At 62.4% G+C, this 21,191-nt stretch carries 18 protein-coding genes; 12 read left to right on the forward strand and 6 right to left on the reverse strand.

Annotation, left to right across the window (positions count from 1 at the left end; genetic code table 11):
• Positions 1-23: 23 nt before the first annotated feature.
• A complete protein-coding gene (gene thiI, locus BLS27_RS04220; protein ID WP_043212559.1) occupies positions 24-1,478 on the reverse strand; it encodes a tRNA uracil 4-sulfurtransferase ThiI in 1,455 nt (484 codons plus the stop codon).
• A gap of 490 nt (positions 1,479-1,968) precedes the next feature.
• On the opposite strand from thiI, the gene glnA reads away from it, so the two are divergent.
• From glnA to ntrC, 3 genes are all read left to right on the forward strand, one after another.
• Complete coding sequence (gene glnA, locus BLS27_RS04225) at positions 1,969-3,375, forward strand: type I glutamate--ammonia ligase (RefSeq protein ID WP_043212556.1); 1,407 nt, start codon at positions 1,969-1,971, stop codon at positions 3,373-3,375.
• 354 nt (positions 3,376-3,729) lie between these two features.
• A complete protein-coding gene (glnL, locus tag BLS27_RS04230) occupies positions 3,730-4,815 on the forward strand; it encodes a nitrogen regulation protein NR(II) (RefSeq protein WP_090343303.1) in 1,086 nt (361 codons plus the stop codon).
• A complete protein-coding gene (ntrC, locus tag BLS27_RS04235) occupies positions 4,812-6,248 on the forward strand; it encodes a nitrogen regulation protein NR(I) (protein WP_043212552.1) in 1,437 nt (478 codons plus the stop codon). The genes glnL and ntrC overlap by 4 nt, the downstream gene beginning before the upstream one ends.
• A gap of 246 nt (positions 6,249-6,494) precedes the next feature.
• Here the strand turns inward: ntrC and BLS27_RS04240 are convergent, their stop codons facing one another.
• Positions 6,495-6,932, reverse strand: a complete 438-nt coding sequence (locus tag BLS27_RS04240; RefSeq protein ID WP_043212550.1) for a hypothetical protein — start codon at positions 6,930-6,932, stop codon at positions 6,495-6,497.
• Between BLS27_RS04240 and trmL the strand changes: the two genes are divergently transcribed.
• Positions 6,931-7,392, forward strand: coding sequence for a tRNA (uridine(34)/cytosine(34)/5-carboxymethylaminomethyluridine(34)-2'-O)-methyltransferase TrmL (gene trmL, locus BLS27_RS04245; RefSeq protein WP_043212548.1), 462 nt, complete (start codon positions 6,931-6,933; stop codon positions 7,390-7,392). The genes BLS27_RS04240 and trmL overlap by 2 nt on opposite strands.
• Before the next feature lie 91 nt (positions 7,393-7,483).
• Here the strand turns inward: trmL and secB are convergent, their stop codons facing one another.
• Genes secB through BLS27_RS04260 form a run of 3 tightly spaced genes read right to left on the reverse strand, consistent with a single transcriptional unit; the run spans position 7,484 to position 8,675 of the window.
• Positions 7,484-7,966, reverse strand: coding sequence for a protein-export chaperone SecB (gene secB, locus BLS27_RS04250; protein WP_090343305.1), 483 nt, complete (start codon positions 7,964-7,966; stop codon positions 7,484-7,486).
• A gap of 38 nt (positions 7,967-8,004) precedes the next feature.
• Positions 8,005-8,259 (reverse strand): glutaredoxin 3, encoded by a 255-nt coding sequence (grxC, locus tag BLS27_RS04255; RefSeq protein ID WP_043212544.1) that lies wholly within the window; start codon positions 8,257-8,259, stop codon positions 8,005-8,007.
• A 2-nt stretch (positions 8,260-8,261) separates the two neighbouring features.
• Positions 8,262-8,675 carry a rhodanese-like domain-containing protein gene (locus tag BLS27_RS04260; RefSeq protein WP_043212541.1) on the reverse strand — a complete coding sequence of 138 codons (414 nt, stop codon included), beginning with the start codon at positions 8,673-8,675 and terminating at the stop codon, positions 8,262-8,264.
• A 202-nt stretch (positions 8,676-8,877) separates the two neighbouring features.
• Between BLS27_RS04260 and gpmI the strand changes: the two genes are divergently transcribed.
• The 5 genes from gpmI to BLS27_RS04285 all read left to right on the forward strand — a co-directional run bounded on the left by gpmI (position 8,878) and on the right by BLS27_RS04285 (position 14,529).
• Positions 8,878-10,413, forward strand: a complete 1,536-nt coding sequence (gpmI, locus tag BLS27_RS04265) for a 2,3-bisphosphoglycerate-independent phosphoglycerate mutase (protein ID WP_043212538.1) — start codon at positions 8,878-8,880, stop codon at positions 10,411-10,413.
• Between the two features lie 168 nt (positions 10,414-10,581).
• Positions 10,582-11,865 carry a murein hydrolase activator EnvC family protein gene (locus BLS27_RS04270; RefSeq protein ID WP_090343308.1) on the forward strand — a complete coding sequence of 428 codons (1,284 nt, stop codon included), beginning with the start codon at positions 10,582-10,584 and terminating at the stop codon, positions 11,863-11,865.
• A 79-nt stretch (positions 11,866-11,944) separates the two neighbouring features.
• Complete coding sequence (locus tag BLS27_RS04275) at positions 11,945-13,270, forward strand: S41 family peptidase (RefSeq protein ID WP_043212530.1); 1,326 nt, start codon at positions 11,945-11,947, stop codon at positions 13,268-13,270.
• Between the two features lie 8 nt (positions 13,271-13,278).
• Positions 13,279-14,043 carry a divergent polysaccharide deacetylase family protein gene (locus tag BLS27_RS04280; RefSeq protein ID WP_043212528.1) on the forward strand — a complete coding sequence of 255 codons (765 nt, stop codon included), beginning with the start codon at positions 13,279-13,281 and terminating at the stop codon, positions 14,041-14,043.
• A gap of 87 nt (positions 14,044-14,130) precedes the next feature.
• The gene (locus tag BLS27_RS04285) at positions 14,131-14,529 is read left to right on the forward strand and encodes a hypothetical protein (RefSeq protein WP_070571688.1); all 399 of its coding nucleotides are present in this window, start codon (positions 14,131-14,133) and stop codon (positions 14,527-14,529) included.
• A gap of 58 nt (positions 14,530-14,587) precedes the next feature.
• On the opposite strand, the gene BLS27_RS04290 is transcribed toward BLS27_RS04285, so the two are convergent.
• On the reverse strand, positions 14,588-16,591 hold the full coding sequence (locus BLS27_RS04290) for a BCCT family transporter (RefSeq protein WP_070571689.1): 2,004 nt from the start codon (positions 16,589-16,591) through the stop codon (positions 14,588-14,590).
• 419 nt (positions 16,592-17,010) lie between these two features.
• Between BLS27_RS04290 and betI the strand changes: the two genes are divergently transcribed.
• From betI to betA, 3 genes are all read left to right on the forward strand, one after another.
• Positions 17,011-17,667 carry a transcriptional regulator BetI gene (gene betI / locus BLS27_RS04295; RefSeq protein WP_070571690.1) on the forward strand — a complete coding sequence of 219 codons (657 nt, stop codon included), beginning with the start codon at positions 17,011-17,013 and terminating at the stop codon, positions 17,665-17,667.
• Positions 17,668-17,705: 38 nt separating this feature from the next.
• Positions 17,706-19,178 (forward strand): betaine-aldehyde dehydrogenase, encoded by a 1,473-nt coding sequence (gene betB, locus BLS27_RS04300; RefSeq protein ID WP_043212517.1) that lies wholly within the window; start codon positions 17,706-17,708, stop codon positions 19,176-19,178.
• Between the two features lie 81 nt (positions 19,179-19,259).
• Complete coding sequence (gene betA, locus BLS27_RS04305; RefSeq protein ID WP_043212515.1) at positions 19,260-20,957, forward strand: choline dehydrogenase; 1,698 nt, start codon at positions 19,260-19,262, stop codon at positions 20,955-20,957.
• Positions 20,958-21,191 lie beyond the last annotated feature (234 nt).

A 21,191-nucleotide genomic window follows, 5' to 3' on the forward strand; every position in this document is an offset into this window, starting at 1 on the left:
TGCCGCCATACAGCCCTGGCGTCTTATGCCGGACGATAAACACGCACATTGGCATGTCCCTCACTGAGCAGGTGGTGTGCGTGCAGACGACTCATCACACCTTTGTCGCAATACAGCAGGTACTGGCGGTTGGCATCCAGATGCTTGAACTTGCTGTTGATCGCGTAGAACGGCATGGCCTGGACTTCGACGCCGTCGATCACCAGGGGTTCGTCTTCCTGGGCATCGGGATGACGAATATCGAGAACGATCTGGCCTGGCAAGGCCTCGGCCACTTCCTCGATCTCGATGTCCTTGCCCAGCTCGTCGATGACGTGGTCGATCGAGATGAACTTGGCGCGCTCCAGGGCTCGCTCGAGCACCGCCATGTCGAATTGCTTCTCTTCGTGCTCCATGCGGTGGCGCTTGGCATGGGTGGTCGGGTTCACCGAAATCACGCCGCAGTATTCAGGCATGTGCTTGGCGAACTCGGCAGTGCCGATCTGATAAGCGGTGTCGATGATGTCCTGCTTGTGGCTCGCGAGCAGCGGGCGCAGCACCAGCTTGTCGGTAGCCGAGTCGATGATCGACAGGTTCGGCAAGGTCTGGCTGGAAACCTGGGAGATCGCCTCGCCGGTGACCAGCGCCTCGATTTCCAGGCGGTCGGCCATGCGTGCGGCGGCGCGCAGCATCATGCGCTTGAGGGTCACGCCCATGTAGCTGTTGTCGACCTTGTTCAGGATCTCGCCGACCACTTCTTCGAACGGCACGCTGATGAACAGTACGCGCTGGCTGCTGCCAAACTTCTTCCACAGGTAATGGGCGACTTCCATCACGCCGAGCTCGTGGGCGCGGCCGCCAAGGTTGAAGAAGCAGAAGTGGGTCATCAGGCCACGGCGCATCATCTGGTAGGCCGCGACGGTGGAGTCGAAGCCACCGGACATCAGCACCAGGGTCTGCTCCAAGGCGCCCAGCGGATAGCCGCCGATGCCCTGATGCTGGTTATGGATCACGTACAGGCGCTGATCGCGGATCTCGATGCGCACCAGGACTTCCGGGGTCTTGAGGTCGATGCCGGTGGCGCCGCACTGCTGGCGCAGTTGGCTGCCGACATAACGGTCGACATCCATGGAGGTGAAGTCGTGGTGACCACCGCGCTTGCAGCGTACGGCGAAGCGCTTGCCGGCCAGCAGGTGGCCGAAGTGGTGCTTGCACTTGGCGACGATGTCGTCGAAGTCGCCCAGCGGATACTCCTCCACCTGCAGGAAGTGGGTGATGCCCGGCGTGCAGGTCAGGCGTTCGATCATCTCGCGCTGGATCTTCTCGTCCTCGACGCGGGTGACCACCTCGAGATTGTCCCAGACGCCATCGACCGCGAGCTCAGGATCCAGATCCTTGAGCACGACGCGGATGTTCTTGCCGAGCTGGCGGATGAAACGCTTGCGCACCGGCCGGCTTTTGATGGTGATCTCTGGGAAGACTTTGACGATAAGTTTCATTGGTTTAACAGCGCGCACCGGGCCTGCCGAAAATGAGGGGCGCGAATTATAGCGGAAATTGCTCAAGCTTTGAGCAACTTTTGATCAGAAGCTTCCAGATATTGCCGAAGGCGCATTTTGCGCTGCCTGTGCTGCCCCTTTTGGGGTAATGCCCCTGCCGCCAGGGTCAGCATGAATTGCAGCCGGTGTGCGCCCCTTGCAGGAGCGCTTTTAGTCGCGAACGGACCTCAAGGGAAACACGCCACCCAAAAGAATGCACACATTTGGTGCGCGCACTTAAAAACACGCCTCGCAAGAGTGCATTTCTCGCCGCACCGGGGGCCCCAATTGCCTGTAACCGCCCCCTTTTGTCCCGCCTTCGCCATTTTCGGGCACTGGCATGCAATTTGCTCCCTTGTGAGGCAGGCAAGCTTGGCCGACTATCCGCGCCCGGCGACACCCTTTTTCCAGGGCAGCGGCCCACCGCGCCCTAGACCATCCGGAGGACACTATGTCGAAGTCGGTTCAACTCATCAAAGATCATGACGTCAAGTGGATTGATCTGCGTTTCACGGACACCAAAGGCACTCAGCACCACGTGACCATGCCGGCGCGCGATGCGCTGGAAGACGACTTCTTCGAAGTCGGCAAGATGTTCGACGGTTCCTCCATCGCTGGCTGGAAAGGCATCGAAGCCTCCGACATGATCCTGATGCCGGTCGATGAAACCGCCGTACTGGACCCGTTCACCGAAGAGCCGACCCTGATCCTGACCTGCGACATCGTCGATCCTTCGAGCATGCAGGGCTACGACCGCGACCCACGTGCGATCGCCAAGCGCGCCGAAGAGTACCTCAAGAGCACCGGCATCGGTGACACCGTCTTCGCCGGTCCGGAGCCTGAGTTCTTCATCTTCGACGAAGTGAAGTTCAAATCGGACATCTCCGGCTCGATGTTCAAGATCTTCTCCGAGCAAGGCTCGTGGATGACCGACGCCGACGTGGAAGGCGGCAACAAAGGCCACCGTCCAGGCGTCAAAGGCGGCTACTTCCCGGTCCCACCGTTCGACCACGACCACGAAATCCGTACTGCCATGTGCAACGCACTGGAAGAAATGGGTCAGACCGTCGAAGTTCACCACCACGAAGTGGCGACTGCCGGCCAGAACGAAATCGGCGTCAAGTTCAACACCCTGGTTAAGAAGGCTGACGAAGTACAGGCCCTGAAGTACGTCGTGCACAACGTTGCCGATGCCTACGGCCGCACCGCCACCTTCATGCCGAAACCACTGTACGGCGACAACGGCTCGGGCATGCACGTGCACATGTCGATCTGGAAAGACGGCAAGAACACCTTCGCCGGCGAAGGCTATGCCGGCCTGTCCGACACCGCCCTGTACTTCATCGGCGGCATCATCAAGCACGGTAAGGCCCTGAACGGCTTCACCAACCCATCGACCAACTCCTACAAGCGTCTGGTCCCAGGTTTCGAAGCCCCGGTCATGCTGGCCTACTCGGCTCGCAACCGTTCCGCCTCGATCCGTATTCCTTACGTCGGCAGCCCTAAAGCCCGCCGTATCGAAGCGCGCTTCCCGGACCCATCGGCCAACCCGTACCTGGCCTTCGCAGCCCTGCTGATGGCCGGCCTGGACGGCATCCAGAACAAGATCCACCCAGGCGATGCTGCCGACAAGAACCTGTACGACCTGCCGCCTGAAGAGGCCAAGGACATCCCGCAGGTTTGCGGCAGCCTGAAAGAAGCCCTGGAAGAGCTGGACAAAGGTCGTGCGTTCCTGACCAAGGGCGGCGTGTTCTCCGACGACTTCATCGATGCCTTCATCGAGCTGAAGAGCGAGGAAGAGATCAAGGTCCGTACCTTCGTTCACCCGCTGGAATACGAGCTGTACTACAGCTGCTGATCTGATCGGCGCCTCGCGCCGATGACATGATCAAAAACGGCCTCCCTCGGGAGGCCGTTTTCGTTTCTGCCCACGCAGAAACCTTCCCCACCACGCTATGCTCTATCTTGGTGCACGCCAGTGCGCCTAACCGCAGACTGTTCCCCAATCTGGTTCAAATGAAACGCTTCACCCAGAGTTTCTGGTCCGGATTTGCGCAAATCCAGGCCTTTATCGGTAAATGCCGCATCTTTTCAGAGCTTTGGTTTGTTTCTTGCATTTTTTAAAGGACGGAATCGCACCCGCGGATCCATCCCGCGCCCGGCCCTTCCAAAACAGTGCCTGGCAAGCGCCAAAAGAGGTCGACGACGCCTTATGACCATCAGCGATGCACAGCACCGACTGCTCCTGGACAACCTGACCACGGCCACGCTCTTGCTCAATGCCGAGTTGCGCCTGGAGTACATGAACCCTGCCGCTGAAATGCTGCTGGCGGTCAGTGGTCAGCGCAGTCACGGCCAGTTCATCAGCGAGCTGTTCACCGAGTCGGTCGAAGCGCTCAACTCTCTGCGCCTGGCCGTGGAGCAGGCGCACCCGTTCACCAAGCGCGAAGCGCAACTGACCTCGCTGACCGGCCAGAGCATCACCGTCGACTACGCCGTGACGCCGATCCTGCACCAGGGCCAGACCCTGCTGCTGCTGGAGGTCCACCCCCGTGACCGCCTGCTACGTATCACCAAGGAAGAAGCCCAGCTGAGCAAGCAGGAAACCACCAAGCTGCTCGTACGCGGCCTGGCTCACGAGATCAAGAACCCCCTCGGCGGCATCCGCGGGGCGGCGCAACTGCTGGCCCGGGAGCTGCCGCATGACGACCTTCGCGACTACACCAATGTGATCATCGAGGAGGCCGACCGCCTGCGAAACCTCGTCGACCGCATGCTCGGCTCCAACAAACTGCCATCTTTGGCCATGACCAACATCCACGAAGTGCTGGAGCGGGTCTGCAGCCTGGTGGAAGCCGAAAGCCAGGGCGGCATCACATTGGTGCGCGACTACGACCCGAGCCTGCCGGATGTGTTGGTCGACCGCGAACAGATGATCCAGGCGGTGCTCAACATCGTGCGCAACGCCATGCAAGCGATCGCCAGCCAGAACGACCTGCGCCTGGGCCGCATCACCCTGCGCAGCCGCGCGGTGCGCCAGTTCACCATTGGCCATGTGCGCCATCGCCTGGTAGCGCGGGTCGAGATCACCGACAACGGCCCGGGCATCCCTGCGCAACTGCAGGACACCCTCTTCTACCCCATGGTCAGCGGCCGCCCGGACGGCACCGGGCTGGGCCTGGCCATCACTCAGAACATCATCAGCCAGCACCAGGGCCTGATCGAATGTGACAGCCACCCCGGCCACACCACCTTCTCGATCTACCTGCCCCTGGAACAAGGAGCCACCGCCTCATGAGCCGAAGTGAAACCGTCTGGATCGTCGATGATGATCGCTCCATCCGCTGGGTCCTGGAAAAAGCCCTGCAGCAAGAAGGCATGACCACCCAGAGCTTCGACAGCGCCGACGGCGTCATGGGCCGCCTGGCCCGCCAGCAACCGGACGTGATCATCTCCGACATCCGCATGCCCGGCACCAGCGGCCTGGACCTGCTTGCACAGATCCGCGAGCAACACCCGCGCCTGCCGGTCATTATCATGACCGCCCATTCGGACCTGGACAGCGCCGTCGCCTCCTATCAAGGTGGCGCCTTTGAATACCTGCCCAAGCCGTTCGACGTGGACGATGCAGTCTCGCTGGTCAAGCGCGCCAATCAACATGCCCAGGAACAACAGGCACTCGATGTGCCGACAAGCCTGGCCCGCACGCCGGAAATCATCGGCGAGGCGCCGGCGATGCAGGAGGTGTTCCGCGCGATCGGTCGCCTCAGCCATTCCAACATCACGGTACTGATCAACGGCGAGTCCGGTACCGGCAAGGAGTTGGTCGCCCACGCCCTGCACCGCCACAGTCCGCGGGCGGCATCACCCTTCATTGCCCTGAACATGGCGGCAATCCCGAAGGACTTGATGGAATCCGAACTGTTCGGCCACGAGAAAGGCGCCTTCACCGGGGCCGCCAACCTGCGCCGCGGCCGCTTCGAGCAGGCCGATGGCGGTACGTTGTTTCTCGACGAGATCGGCGACATGCCCGCCGACACCCAGACCCGCCTGCTGCGGGTCCTGGCCGACGGCGAGTTCTACCGGGTGGGTGGTCATGTGCCGGTCAAGGTGGACGTGCGCATCATCGCCGCGACCCACCAGAACCTGGAGTCGCTGGTGCAGGCCGGCAAGTTTCGCGAAGACTTGTTCCACCGCCTGAACGTGATCCGTATCCATATTCCGCGCCTGGCCGATCGGCGCGAGGACATCCCTGCCCTGGCGCGGCACTTCCTTGGTCGCGCCGCCAAGGAACTGGCCGTCGAGCCCAAGCTGCTCAAGCCGGAAACCGAAGAGTTCATGCGCAATCTGCCCTGGCCGGGCAACGTCCGCCAATTGGAGAACACTTGCCGCTGGATCACCGTCATGGCCTCCAGCCGCGAAGTGCTGATCGGCGACCTGCCGCCGGAGTTGCTCAACCTGCCGCAGGACTCGGCACCGGTCACCAACTGGGAGCAGGCCCTGCGCCAGTGGGCCGACCAGGCCCTGGCCCGCGGCCAGTCGAACCTGCTCGACAGCGCCGTGCCCAGCTTCGAGCGCATCATGATCGAGACCGCCCTCAAGCATACCGCAGGCCGCCGCCGGGATGCCGCCGTACTGCTGGGCTGGGGACGCAATACCCTGACACGCAAGATCAAGGAACTGGGAATGCGCGTCGACGGCGGGGATGAGGAAGATGGCGACGATCATTGATCCTCGCTGAATCCGCCATTTTTTATTGTGGGGCCGCACCGCGGCCCCCAGCAGCCCCAAAGGCTCCATCTGCACCGATCCTGTGCCCTCTGCACCGCACCGAGGCACAAAATCTCGAAAAACCCCGCCAAAACCGCTCAATACCCAGCGTTTCTGTAGGTTCAGAAACTGGCACGGCATCTGCAATAAGACAGATATCTCCAGTTTCGGGGACCTCGGTACAGGCAGGCCGGGATATCCCCTCTTTTATTCGTGCAGCCTCACCTGCACCCGCCAGCGCCCAGCGTCCTGTGCACCGCTCCACTCGCCGTGCAGAGGGCGCGCGGCGACCACCGTCAGCAACAAACCTTCCTCGCTGTTCTGTAACCGCCAGCCAGCCGGCTTTCCTTGCACTTGCAACTGGCCTCGCTGGGGCTGGCCCTCGGCCTGGAACACAACAGCCACCGTGCCCTGCACCGTTTCACCGTGCAGCTTGGGCTCGTCGTTGAACCACAAATCCAGGCCGTCCTGCACCACTTCCACCTGTTCGAGCACCCGCTCTTGGGGCGCAGTCAGGCGTCCGATCATCAACCCCACCATCATGCCGACGATTGCCAGGGACAACAGCACACGTGGCCAAGCCTTCGAACGCAGGTCGGGTTCAAGGGTAGAATGCTCGTCATCTTCACGCCTGGAGCCGTGCATGTTTCACGTCATCCTCTTTCAACCAGAGATTCCGCCGAATACCGGCAACATTATCCGCCTCTGCGCCAATAGCGGCTGCGCCCTACACCTGATCGAGCCGCTGGGCTTCGAGCTGGACGACAAGCGCTTGCGCCGGGCAGGGTTGGATTACCACGAGTATGCCACGCTCAAGCGCTACCAGAGCCTGGCTGACTGCCTGGAGAGCCTCGGCCAGCCGCGACTGTTCGCCTTTACCACCAAAGGCTCGCATGCCTTCCACGAGGTCGATTACCAGCCGGGCGATGCCTTCCTGTTCGGCCCCGAGAGCCGGGGCTTGCCCACCGAGGTGCTGGACAGCCTGCCTGCGCAGCAGCGCCTGCGCCTGCCCATGCGGCCCGGCTGCCGCAGCCTGAACCTGTCCAACACCGTGGCGGTAACCGTCTACGAGGCGTGGCGCCAGCAGGGCTTTGCCGGCAGTTGATGCCCAGCCTGTTCGGGGGCAAACCCGCGAACCGGGAACTCACCGACAAAAAAGGGCGACCGAAGTCGCCCTTTGCTTTTTTTTACAGCGATTACTGCATGGTCGGCGCTTCGCCGGCTTCCTGCTTGCGCTGCATTTCCTGCGCGTACAAGGCGTCGAAGTTGACCGGGGAGAGCATCAGCGCCGGGAACGAACCACGGGTCACCAGGCTGTCCAGGGTCTCGCGGGCATACGGGAACAGAATGTTCGGGCAGAACGCACCAAGGGTATGGCTCATGGAGGCCGCGTCGAGGTTCTTGATCAGGAAGATACCGGCCTGCTGCACTTCGGCGATGAAGGCCACTTCTTCACCGTTCTTGACGGTCACGGACAGGGTCAGCACCACTTCGTGGAAATCGCTTTCCAGGGCTTTCTGGCGGGTGTTGAGGTCCAGCGAGACGCTCGGTTCCCACTGCTGACGGAAGATCTGCGGGCTCTTCGGCGCCTCGAAGGACAGGTCGCGCACGTAGATGCGCTGCAGGGAGAATTGCGGGGAATTGTCGTCGGCGGCGCCGTTGTTCTGCTGGTCAGTCATGGCAGATCTTTTCCTAATGGTTATGTAAGAGCTGTGATTCAGGCCTCGAGCAGGGCATCGAGTTTGCCCGCCCGCTCCAATGCATAGAGGTCATCGCATCCGCCAACGTGGGTGGTGCCGATCCAGATCTGCGGTACCGAGGTGCGGCCCGCCTTCTGGCTCATCTCGGCGCGCACTTGCGGCTTGCCGTCGACCTTGATTTCCTCGAAGGCCACCCCCTTGCTCTCGAGCAGGTACTTGGCACGCATGCAATAGGGGCAATAGTCGCTGGAGTAGACGATGACAGGCTTCATGATCACTTCACCAGGGGCAGGTTATCGGCTTTCCAGCTGGAAACGCCACCGCTGAGCTTGGCGGCAGTGTAACCAGCCTTGAGCAGCTCGCGGCAGATGGTGCCGGACTGCTGGCCCATGCTGTCAACGACGATCAGGGTCTTGCCCTTGTGCTTGTCCAGCTCGGCCATACGGTTGACCAGTTTGTCCTGCGGGATGTTCAGGGCGCCGACGATATGGCCCGACGAGTATTCCTTGCTCGGACGGATGTCGATCACCACGCCTTTGTCGGCGTTGACCAGCGCGGTCAGCTGGCCGTTGCTCAGACTCTGGCCACCACGGCGGATTTCGTTGATGAGCAGCAGGACCAGCAGAACAACGAAGATCGCCACCAGGATGTAGTGGTTTGTCGCAAATTGAATCAGGTTAGCAACCATCTGAGGGTGTTCCACGCGATTGAAAATGCCGGCCAGTATACACAGCCCCCCAGGCCCGCCAAAGCCCGGCGGCCCCACTGGAAAATCCCTCGTATCGACAGCCTGTCGGGCACTGCCCGTTCATTTGGAGGAAATTGGCCGCCGCTGGCCGATTTGCCCTAAAATGCGTGTCTTTATCATCTTGCAACCGTGAGTAGGATTGATGACGAACACGCCAAAACCCTTGGTCCTGATTATCCTCGATGGTTTCGGGCATAGCGAAAGCCCCGAATACAACGCCATCTTCGCCGCCAATACACCGGTCTACGATCGCCTGCGCGCCAGCCAGCCCAACGGGTTGATCTCCGGTTCCGGCATGGATGTCGGCCTGCCCGACGGCCAGATGGGCAACTCCGAGGTCGGTCACATGAACCTCGGTGCCGGGCGGGTGGTGTACCAGGACTTCACCCGGGTCACCAAGGCCATCCGCGATGGCGAGTTCTTCAGCAACCCGGTGCTCACCGGCGCGGTGGACAAGGCCGTGGGCGCCGGCAAGGCCGTGCATATTCTCGGCCTGCTGTCCGACGGTGGCGTACACAGCCACCAGGATCACCTCATCGCGATGGCCGAACTGGCCGCGCAGCGTGGCGCCGACAAGATCTACCTGCATGCCTTCCTTGATGGGCGCGATACTCCGCCGCGCAGCGCGCAGTCGTCCATCGAACTGCTCGATGCCACCTTCGCCAAACTGGGCAAGGGCCGCATCGCCAGCCTCATCGGCCGCTACTACGCCATGGACCGCGACAACCGCTGGGACCGTGTCAGCGCCGCCTACAACCTGATTGTCGACAGCGTCGCCGACTACACCGCGCCATCGGCCCTGGCCGGCCTGGAAGCGGCCTACGCCCGTGATGAAAGCGACGAGTTCGTCAAGGCCACCCGCATCGGAGAAGCCGTCAAGGTCGAGGACGGCGACGCCGTCATCTTCATGAACTTCCGTGCCGACCGTGCCCGCGAGCTGTCCCGCGCATTCGTCGAGGCAGACTTCAACGAGTTCCCTCGCGCCCGTCTGCCCAAGCTGGCCGCCTATATTGGCCTGACCCAATACTCGGCCAAGATCCCGGCCCCGGCCGCATTCGCTCCAGCCAGCCTGGACAATGTACTCGGCGAATACCTGGCCAAGAAGGGCAAGACCCAGCTGCGCATCGCCGAGACCGAGAAGTACGCCCACGTCACCTTCTTCTTCTCGGGTGGTCGTGAGGAGCCGTTCGAAGGCGAGGAGCGCATCCTGATCCCATCGCCGAAGGTCGCCACCTACGACCTGCAGCCGGAAATGAGCGCACCGGAAGTCACCGATCGTATCGTCGAGGCCATCGAGCAGCAGCGCTACGACGTGATCGTGGTCAACTACGCCAACGGCGACATGGTCGGCCACACCGGTGTGTTCGAAGCCGCGGTCAAGGCGGTCGAGGCGCTGGACGGCTGCGTCGGACGCATCGTCCAGGCACTGGACAAGGTGGGCGGCGAAGCGCTGATCACCGCCGACCATGGCAACGTCGAGCAGATGGAAGACGCCTGCACGGGCCAAGCGCACACCGCCCATACCACCGAGCCTGTGCCGTTCATCTATGTCGGCAAGCGCAACCTCAAGGTTCGCGAAGGCGGCGTGCTGGCGGACGTGGCGCCAACCATGCTCAAGCTGCTGGGCCTGGAAAAGCCTGCCGAAATGACCGGTACGTCGATCCTCGTCGACGACTGATCCACACGTCGCGAGGCACACGCTGCAAGTGGCAATAAAAAGCGGGCCAGCGCTCGCTGTTTCTTGACACTTGCAGCTTGAAGCTGACCGCTGACACTGCGAGACGTTTTTTTTGCAGGCCCAGGCGGGCATACTAGGCCAGTCTCCATCCCTGGTACGCCCAACTCCATGCTTCGCGCCCTGATCCTACTCGCCCTGTCCTGCCTGCTCAGCCCGGCCTTTGCCGACGAGCGCGCGCAGACCCAGCAACAACTGGAAGCCACCCGCCAGGACATCGCCGAGCTGAAGAAGATGCTGGGCAAGCTCCAGGAGGAAAAGTCCGGCGTGCAAAAAGACCTCAAGTCCACCGAGACCGAAATCGGCGACCTGGAAAAGCAGGTGGAGGCTCTGCAACAAGAACTAAAAAAGACCGAGGGCGAGCTGGAGCGCCTTGATACCGAGAAAAAAAAACTCCAGAGCGCCCGCGTTGAACAACAGCGACTGATCGCCATCCAGGCCCGCTCCGCCTACCAGAGCGGCCGCGAGGAATACCTCAAGCTGCTGCTCAACCAGCAGAATCCCGAGAAATTCGCCCGCACCCTCACCTATTACGACTACCTGAGCAAGGCGCGCCTCGAACAACTGCGCACCTTCAACGAGACCCTGCGCCAGCTGGCCAACGTCGAGCAGGACATCAGCCGCCAACAGGCGCAATTGCTGGCCCAGCGTGGCAACCTCGACAGCCGCCGCCAGGAACTTGAGGCCGTGCGCAACGAACGCCGGCAAGTCCTGGCCAAGCTCAACACCGACATGCAGGCTCGCGACCAGAAACTGCAGTCCCGCCAGCAGGATCAGGCCGAGCTGACCAAGGTCCTCAAGACCATCGAGGAAACCCTCGCCCGCCAGGCCCGCGAAGCCGAAGAAGCCCGCAAGAAAGCCTTGCTGGCCCAGCAGCAGGCCGAAGAGCAGCGCCGCCAGCAGCAGGCCCTTGCCGCCAACGAAGAAGAAGCCCCGAAAAAAACCCGCACCACCCTCGGCCCCCTCGTTTCCAGCGAAGGCGCAAGCTACGGCGGCGCTTTTTCTGCTGCCCGCGGAAAACTTCCCTGGCCGGTCAATGGTCGATTGCTGGCACGCTTCGGCGATGCACGCGGTGGCGATGACCGGGCCAAGTGGGACGGTGTGATGATCGGCGCCAACCCGGGCACCCAGGTGCGCGCCGTACACGGCGGGCGCGTGGTGTTCGCCGACTGGTTGCGTGGCGCTGGACTTCTGGTCATTCTCGACCATGGTAATGGTTACCTGAGCCTGTACGGCCACAACCAGAGCCTGCTCAAGCGCGCCGGCGACATCGTCAAGGCCGGAGAGGCCATCTCCACCGTTGGCGACAGCGGTGGACAGGACAGCTCGGGCCTGTATTTCGCCATTCGCCAGCAGGGTCGCCCCACCGACCCTTCGCAGTGGTGCCGCGGTTAGTCAACTTTTTTACGGCATAGCCACAGCTGCGCCGATGCTCCCTCGAGGGAGCACCAACAGGATCAGGAGTTCGTTCGACATGCTGCACTCGTCTCGCCTCACCCAGCTGGCCCTGACCATCGCCCTGGTGGTCGGCGCGCCCCTGGTTTCCGCCGCCGAGCCGGCCGCACCGGCCAGCCGCGCGGCGGTACCGGCCACCGAGGTGACCGCCAAGGCGCCACTGCCGCTGGATGAGCTGCGCACCTTCGCCGAGGTCCTTGATCGCATCAAGGCCGCCTATGTCGAGCCGGTGGACGACAAAACCCTCCTGGAAAACGCCATCAAGGGCATGCTGAGCAATCTCGATCCTCACTCGGCCTATCTGGGCCCAGAGGACTTCCAAGAGCTGCAGGAAAGCACCAGCGGCGAGTTCGGCGGCCTGGGGATCGAAGTGGGCATGGAGGACGGCTTCGTCAAGGTGGTGTCGCCGATCGACGACACCCCGGCCTCGCGCGCCGGCATCGAGGCGGGCGATCTGATCGTCAAGATCAACGGCGCCCCGACCCGCGGCCAGACCATGACCGAAGCCGTGGACAAGATGCGCGGCAAGGTGGGCGAGAAGATCACCCTGACCCTGGTCCGCGACGGCGGCACGCCCTTCGACGTGACCCTCGCCCGCGCGGTGATCCAGGTCAAGAGCGTCAAGAGTCAGCTGCTGGAGAACGACTACGGCTACATCCGTATCACCCAGTTCCAGGTCAAGACCGGCGAGGAAGTCGGTAAGGCACTGGCCAAGCTGCGCAAGGACAACGGCAAGAAACTGCGCGGCGTGGTCCTGGACCTGCGCAACAACCCCGGCGGCGTCCTGCAATCGGCGGTGGAAGTGGCCGACCACTTCCTCACCAAAGGCCTGATCGTCTACACCAAGGGCCGCATCGCCAACTCCGAGCTGCGCTTCTCCGCCGACCGGGCCGACGCCAGCGAAGGCGTGCCGCTGGTGGTGCTGATCAACGGCGGCAGCGCCTCGGCTTCGGAAATCGTCGCAGGCGCCCTGCAGGACCAGAAGCGTGCGGTGCTGATGGGCACCGACAGCTTCGGCAAGGGCTCGGTACAGACCGTGTTGCCGCTGAACAACGACCGCGCGCTCAAGCTCACCACCGCGCTGTACTTCACGCCCAACGGCCGTTCGATCCAGGCCCAGGGCATTGTCCCGGACATCGAGGTACGCCCAGCCAAGCTCACCGCCGAAGCGGACACCGAGAACTTCAAGGAGGCCGACCTGCAGGGCCACCTGGGCAACGGCAACGGCGGTGCCGACCGTCCGACCGGCAGCAGCAAGCGCAAGGAGCGGCCGCAGGATGGTGACTTCCAGCTCAGCCAGGCCCTGAGCCTGCTCAAAGGCCTGAACATCACCAAGGGCGACTGACCCGTCTCATGCGTTACCTGCTGTTGACGCTGTTCTGCCTGTTGGCCGGCACCGCCCATGCGGCGCCGGCCAAGGCCTACATGAGCATCATCATCGACGACCTGGGCCAGAGCAGCGAGCGCGACAGCCGCACCCTCGCCCTGCCGGGCCCGATCACGATGGCTATCATGCCCGATACGCCCCATGCCACCGACTTCGCCCGCCAAGCCCACAAAGCCGGGCGCACGGTGATCCTGCACATGCCCATGGACCCTGCCACCGGCCCGTACGCCTGGCACCCAGGCACCCCGATCGAAGAGCTCGCCCGCCGCCTGGATGCCGCCTTGGCCAAAGTGCCCTTCGCCGCCGGCATCAACAATCATATGGGCAGCCGCATGACCTCCCAGGCCGAGCCCATGACCTGGCTGATGGCAGAGTTGCAGCGGCGCCACCTGTTCTTCGTCGACAGCCGCACCAGTGCCGCCACCGTGGCCGCGGCCAAGGCCCAGGCACTTGGACTGGCGCATGTTTCGCGAGATGTCTTCCTGGACGATACCCGCACCACCGAGGCCATCTCCGCGCAGCTGCAGCAGGGCGTGGCCTTGGCCCGCAGACAAGGCTCGGCGGTGCTCATCGGCCACCCCTACCCTCAGACCCTGGACGTGCTGGAACGAGAACTTCCCCGACTCAAGCAGCAGGGCATAGAGCTGATCGGCCTTCACCAGATGATCGCCGAACGGAGCAACCAGGCCATGCCCGCCCATGGCAAGCATGGCCGTTACAGCAACCGCTGAAGCCATCACGCTTCACTAAAGATGTACCGCGCTGCGCTCACTTTCAGCACTCACAGTGGCCCTTCTACACAAATAAGGAGGGTCACCATGCTCGCGCGACATTCGATCTGCCTAGGGCTGGCATTCGCCTGGATTGCCTCGCCTGCGTTGGCCGGCCCAGTGCCCGGTATGCAGGCCTGGCCTTCTGCGCGGATGCTCTGGCCAGCGCCCGTTCCCGATCCGGACATGACCCTAGAGCGCCTCGACAACGGCGACATGAAGGTCACCTGGAAGATCGCCCCGCCGGACCTTCAGTGCTATCGCATCAAGCACGGCCCACCCGGGACCCTCGACTGCAACGAGCCGGCTGGCTACCAAATGCTTCGCCATGCCAGCCAGGAATTCAAATGGCAGGACCTGCCCCTGAAGCTCTGCACCAAAGCCGAGGACATCGCCAAACACCACTCGGCGCCACGCGAAGACCTGTTGCTCCTGCAAGCCCCCTGAAACGACAAAGGCCCGACTCTCGCGAGTCGGGCCTTTGTCATGACAAGCTCAGGCGCTATCAGCTATAGACACGGCCCAGCAACTGGCGGTGGCTTTCGAACTGATCCAGCACGTCGCGCACGATCTGCTCCGGCGTGAAGCCCATCAGGTCGTATTCCTGGCTGCCATCATGCAGGTAGACCTCAGCGCGGTAGAAACGCTGGCGCACTTCTGCCTCACCTTCTGCCGCGGCCTCGCTCGGCGCGGCCTGGTAGCCATCCAGGCTCACTTCGTAGACGAAGGGATTACCCTCTTCCATCATCACGCGCAGACCCATCAGCGAACGGGAGTGACCGGCACGTGCCTCGACATCGAAGCCCTGGTTACGCATCTGCGCGGCAGCTTCCTTGAGCGCCGGGCTGACGTACTTGTCCATGAAGCGCTGGACCACGGCCTGGCTCGGCTGCAAATCCATCTGGCTCAGGCGCTCGCTGAAGCCACGACGGCCACGGGCAGCCAGTTCGGCACGCTCCTGCTCGACCGCAACGTCCTGCTTCATGGCCTTGTACAGACCGAACATGAACAGCACCAGCACCACGGAGAACGGCAAGCCAGCCAGAACCACCATGGTCTGCATGGCTTCGAAGTTACCGGCGAACAGCAGGCCGATGGTTACCAGCGTAATGACGACCGACCAGAACACCACCATCCAGTGCGGGGCGTCTTCATCCACCTTGCCGCCTTTGCACGACAGGTTGGCCATCATCACTGCACCGGAGTCGGCCGGGGTGAGGAACAGCACGAAGCCGACGAACACCGCCACACCGATGACGAACTTGGCTGCCGGGAAGAATTCCAGCAACTGATAGATCGACATCGACGGCTGTTCCAACGCGGTCTTGCCCAACTCCACAGCGCCCTGATTAACCACCAGGTCCAGCGCGGTGTTGCCGAAGATCGACAGCCACGCCAGGGTAAAGCCCAGCGGGATCAACAGCACGCCACTGACCAGCTGGCGCACGGTACGGCCCTTGGAGATACGGGCAATGAACATACCGACGAATGGGCCCCAGGAGATCCACCAGGCCCAGTAGAACACGGTCCACAGGCCCAGCCAGCGCTCGGACTTGGCGCCGTCGCCTTCATAGACGTAAAGGTCGAACGTCTTGAGCACGATGCCATTGAGGTAGTCACCGATGTTCTGCACGAAGCCGTTGAGCAGGTGCAGGGTGTTGCCACCCAACAGAACGAAGATCAACAGACCACTGAACAGCATGATGTTCAGGTTGGACAGACGGCGGATACCGTTTTCCACGCCCGACACCGCAGCCACGGTCGCCACGCCGGCCATGACCAGAATCACCGCCAGCAGGTTGGTCTTGCTGTGGTCGATGCCGAACAGGTACTCAAGGCCCGACGCCACCTGCATCGAACCGATACCCAGGTTGGTCACCAGGCCCAGCAAGGTGACGAACATGCCGAAGATGTCCACTGCGTTGCCGGCAGCGCCCTTGACCCAGCGCTCACCGACCAGCGGGTACAGAGCCGAACGCAGGGCCAACGGCTGGTTGTGGCGATAGGCGAAGTAGCCCACGGCCAAGCCAACCAGGGCGTAGATCGCCCAGCCATGCAGGCCCCAGTGCAGGAAGGTCAGTTGCAGCGCCTGGCGCGCGGCTTCATGGCTCGCGGCGGCACCTTCAGGCGGGTTGAAATAATGGTCCAGCGGCTCGGAGGCGCCGAAATACAGCAGCGAGATACCGATACCTGAGGAGAACAGCATGCCGGCCCAGGCGCCGTAGCTGAAATCGGGTTGGTCATCTTTGCCGCCAAGCTTGAGCTTGCCGAAGTCGGAGAAGGCCAGATAGACGACGAACAGCAGGTATCCGCAGATCACCAGCATGTAGTACCAACCGAAGGTACGGGTCAGCCAGGCCTGCGCCACGCTCAGCACACGGCCGGCGGTTTCAGGGACAGCGATAAGCAGGGCGGTCAAAACGAGGACCAGCAACGCGGAGGTATAGAACACAACGCGGTTGACCCGTACCCGTTCGGCGGGAGGGTTGGTTAGGGAGGCAGAACTCATTGCACGAATGCTCCGGGCAGTGCGGGAGTGGAGGCTAATCAGTCTTCCCGAGCAAATGGTGCAATAGCCCCACAGCATCAGGTGTTATAAAAGCACCTAGGAAATCGCGATCCCGAATCGAATCGTTGCAAATAAAACAGATCCAAGCCCGCTCCAGTGGCTGCCCGCGCGGCCCATGACCGCTCGGCGGAATCTGCATTTCGCATCGCTCTTGCCCGTCAACGCCTTGTATTCCGGGGGTTACGCGATTTCCTGGGGTGTCAATCCGTGCCTTCTCGATCAGCTGAAAAACTGTCAATGGCACAAATTGTCGCAGAGCTTATTCTTTATTGATTGAACGTTCAATCAAAACAAAATAGACTGGCCTTCGCCGAGGCAGCCGCTCGTCGTCTGCTCGCAGGCCTGAGGAGATATGCAACATGCCCAAGGTCGGTATGCAACCCATCCGCCGCCAGCAGTTGATCGAAGCCACGTTGCAGGCGGTCGATCAGGTGGGACTGGGAGATGCCAGCATTGCGCTGATTGCCCGTTTGGCCGGTGTGTCGAACGGCATCATCAGTCACTACTTTCGGGACAAGAACGGCCTGATCGCAGCGACGATGGGTTACATCATGAGCATGCTCAACGAAGGCGTTGCGGCGCGTCGCCAGGCACTGACGGACGACAGCCCGCGCGCCCACCTGAAAGTGATCATCGAGGGCAACTTCGATGCGAGCCAGGTGAACGGCCCGGCAATGAAAACCTGGTTGGCCTTCTGGGCCTCCAGCATGCACCAGCCAGACCTGCACAGGTTGCAGCGGATCAACGACCACCGCTTGTATTCCAACCTGTGCTGCCAGTTCCGTCGCGTCCTGCCGCTCTACCATGCGCGCAAGGCTGCCCGCGGACTGGCGGCCCTGATCGATGGCCTGTGGCTGCGTGGCGCGCTGTCCGGTGATGCATTCGACACCGACCAGGCAATACGGATTGCTTACGAATACATGGATCTACAACTGGCTAAACAGCAGAGTCTGGACACTACCGACCAGGCCTCTGAACAACCGCGCGCGGCGATTGCCAACCAGGCAGGAGCGTGACGCGGTAGCCAACCACACACTGCACTTGCGAGGACACTATGGCCCGTTTCGGAACGCAAAAACTCTACATTGATGGTGGTTACGTCGACGCTAGCACCGACGCCACTTTCGAAGCCATCAACCCGGCCACCGGCGAAGTCCTCGCCCACGTGCAACGTGCCACCCAGGCTGACGTCGAGCGCGCCGTCGAAAGCGCCGAGCGTGGCCAGAAAGTCTGGGCCGCAATGACCGCCATGCAGCGTTCGCGCATCCTGCGCCGCGCCGTCGAGATCCTGCGCGAGCGCAACGACGAGCTGGCCATGCTGGAAACCCTGGACACCGGCAAGTCCTATTCCGAAACCCGTTACGTCGACATCGTCACCGGCGCCGACGTGCTGGAATACTACGCAGGCCTGGTTCCTGCCATCGAAGGCGAGCAGATCCCGCTGCGCGAGAGCTCCTTCGTCTACACCCGCCGCGAGCCACTGGGCGTGACCGCCGGCATCGGTGCCTGGAACTACCCGATCCAGATCGCCCTGTGGAAATCCGCCCCGGCCCTGGCCGCCGGCAACGCCATGATCTTCAAGCCTTCGGAAGTCACCTCGCTGACCACCCTGAAGCTGGCCGAGATCTACACCGAAGCCGGCCTGCCGGACGGCGTGTTCAACGTCCTGACCGGCAGCGGTCGCGAAGTGGGCACCTGGCTGACCGAGCACCCGCGCATCGAGAAAGTCTCCTTCACCGGCGGCACCACCACCGGCAAGAAAGTCATGGCCAGCGCCTCGAGCTCCACGCTCAAGGAAGTCACCATGGAACTGGGCGGCAAGTCGCCGCTGATCATCTGCGACGACGCCGACCTGGACAAGGCCGCCGACATCGCCATGATGGCCAACTTCTACAGCTCCGGTCAGGTCTGCACCAACGGCACCCGCGTATTCATCCCGTCGTCGATGAAAGCGGCCTTCGAAGCCAAGATCGCCGAACGCGTCGCCCGCATCCGTGCCGGCAACCCGGAAGACGAGAACACCAACTTCGGTCCGCTGGTCAGCTTCGCGCACATGGAAAGCGTCCTGGGCTACATCGCCAAGGGCAAGGAAGAAGGTGCCCGCGTCCTGTGCGGCGGCGAGCGTCTGATGGCCGGTGACTTCGCCAAGGGCGCGTTCGTTGCCCCGACCGTCTTCACCGACTGCACCGACGACATGACCATCGTCAAGGAAGAGATCTTCGGCCCGGTCATGAGCATCCTGACCTACGAAACCGAAGAAGAAGTCATCCGTCGCGCCAACGACACCGAGTACGGCCTGGCCGCCGGCGTCTGCACCAACGACATCAGCCGCGCCCACCGCATCATCCACAAGCTCGAAGCGGGCATCTGCTGGATCAACGCCTGGGGCGAATCGCCGGCCGAAATGCCGGTCGGCGGTTACAAGCAGTCGGGTGTCGGCCGTGAGAACGGTGTCAGCTCGCTGGCTCAATACACTCGCATCAAGTCGGTCCAGGTCGAGCTGGGCGGCTACAACTCGGTTTTCTGAACCCTGTCTAGCTAGCCACGCCCGTGCCGCTGCGCACGGGCGTTTCCGCTCCCTGATCACCGCCAACATGAGGGTACTTTCATGTCCAAAGAATACGATTACATCATCGTCGGTGCCGGCTCCGCCGGTAACACCCTGGCGACCCGCCTGACCGAAGATGCCGGCGTCACTGTACTGCTGCTGGAAGCCGGTGGCCCCGACTACCGCTTCGACTTCCGTACCCAGATGCCAGCCGCCCTGGCCTTCCCGCTGCAGGGCCGTCGCTACAACTGGGCATACGAAACCGATCCTGAGCCGCACATGAACAACCGCCGCATGGAGTGTGGCCGTGGCAAGGGCCTGGGTGGCTCTTCGCTGATCAACGGCATGTGCTATATCCGCGGCAACGCCATGGATTTCGACGGCTGGGCGAAATTGCCAGGCCTCGAAGACTGGACCTACCTGGACTGCCTGCCGTACTTCCGCAAGGCCGAAACCCGCGATATCGGCCCGAACGACTACCACGGCGGCGAAGGCCCGGTCAGCGTGACCACGCCTAAAGCCGGCAACAACCCACTGTTCCACGCCATGGTCGAAGCCGGCGTGCAGGCGGGTTACCCACGTACCGAAGACCTCAACGGCTACCAGCAGGAAGGCTTCGGTCCGATGGACCGTACCGTGACCAAGAACGGTCGTCGCTCCAGCACCGCCCGCGGCTATCTGGACCAGGCCAAGAAGCGTCCGAATCTGACCATCGTCACCCACGCCCTGACCGACCGCGTGCTGTTCGACGGCAAGCGCGCCATCGGCGTGACCTACCTGGTCGGCGACAGCGAAGAGCGCGTCGAAGCCCGCGCCCGCAAGGAAGTCATCGTCAGCTCCGGCGCCATCGCCTCGCCGCAGCTGCTGCAGCGCTCCGGCGTCGGTCCGCGCGAACTGCTCGAAAGCCTCGACATCCCGGTCGTCCACGACCTGCCAGGCGTCGGCGAGAACCTGCAGGACCACCTGGAGCTGTACCTGCAATACGCGTGCACCCAGCCGGTTTCGCTGTACCCGTCGCTGCTGTGGTGGAACCAGCCAGCCATTGGCGCTGAATGGATGTTCAACGGCACTGGCATCGGCGCCAGCAACCAGTTCGAGGCAGGCGGTTTCATCCGCACCCGTCCTGAGTTCGAATGGCCGAACATCCAGTACCACTTCCTGCCGGTTGCGATCAATTACAACGGCTCCAACGGCGTGAAGGAACACGGTTTCCAGGCCCACATGGGTTCGATGCGCTCGCCTAGCCGTGGCCGCATCAGACTCAAGTCCAAGGATCCGCGCCAGCACCCAAGCATCCTGTTCAACTACATGGCCACCGAGCAGGACTGGCAGGAATTCCGCGACGGCATCCGCCTGACCCGCGAGATCATGGCCCAGCCGGCGCTGGATCCATACCGTGGTCGCGAGATCAGCCCGGGCGCCCACGTGCAGACCGACGAGGAACTGGACAAGTTCATCCGCGAGCACGCCGAAACCGCCTTCCACCCGTCCTGCTCGTGCAAGATGGGCACCGACGACATGGCAGTGGTCGATGGCGAAGGCCGCGTGCACGGCATGCAGGGCCTGCGTGTGGTCGACGCATCGATCATGCCGATCATCATCACCGGCAACCTCAATGCCACCACGATCATGATCGCCGAGAAAATCTCGGACAAGATCCGTGGCCGCAAGCCGCTGCCGCGCAGCACCGCCAAGTACTACGTGGCCAATGGCGCACCGGTGAAGGGCAAGCCTATGCGCGAGGTCAAGCAGGGCTGAACCTGTCCCGGCTTGTCCGTGACCAACGCCGCTCCCACAGGGATATCGCTGCCCATAAGCGCAGCGCAGTACCTGTAGGAGCGGGCTTGCCCCGCGATAGCGCCCGTACTGGCAACACCTGAAAAGGCACCCTCCGGGGTGCCTTTTTCATTTTCAGAAACGCTTTACAGGCTGCCAATTCATCAGGTTAGAATCGATTGGCACGCGACCTGCTAGTCAACGCTATCAAGTCCT

This window comes from Pseudomonas guariconensis (genome assembly GCF_900102675.1).
In the GTDB taxonomy this organism is placed as follows: domain Bacteria; phylum Pseudomonadota; class Gammaproteobacteria; order Pseudomonadales; family Pseudomonadaceae; genus Aquipseudomonas; species Aquipseudomonas guariconensis.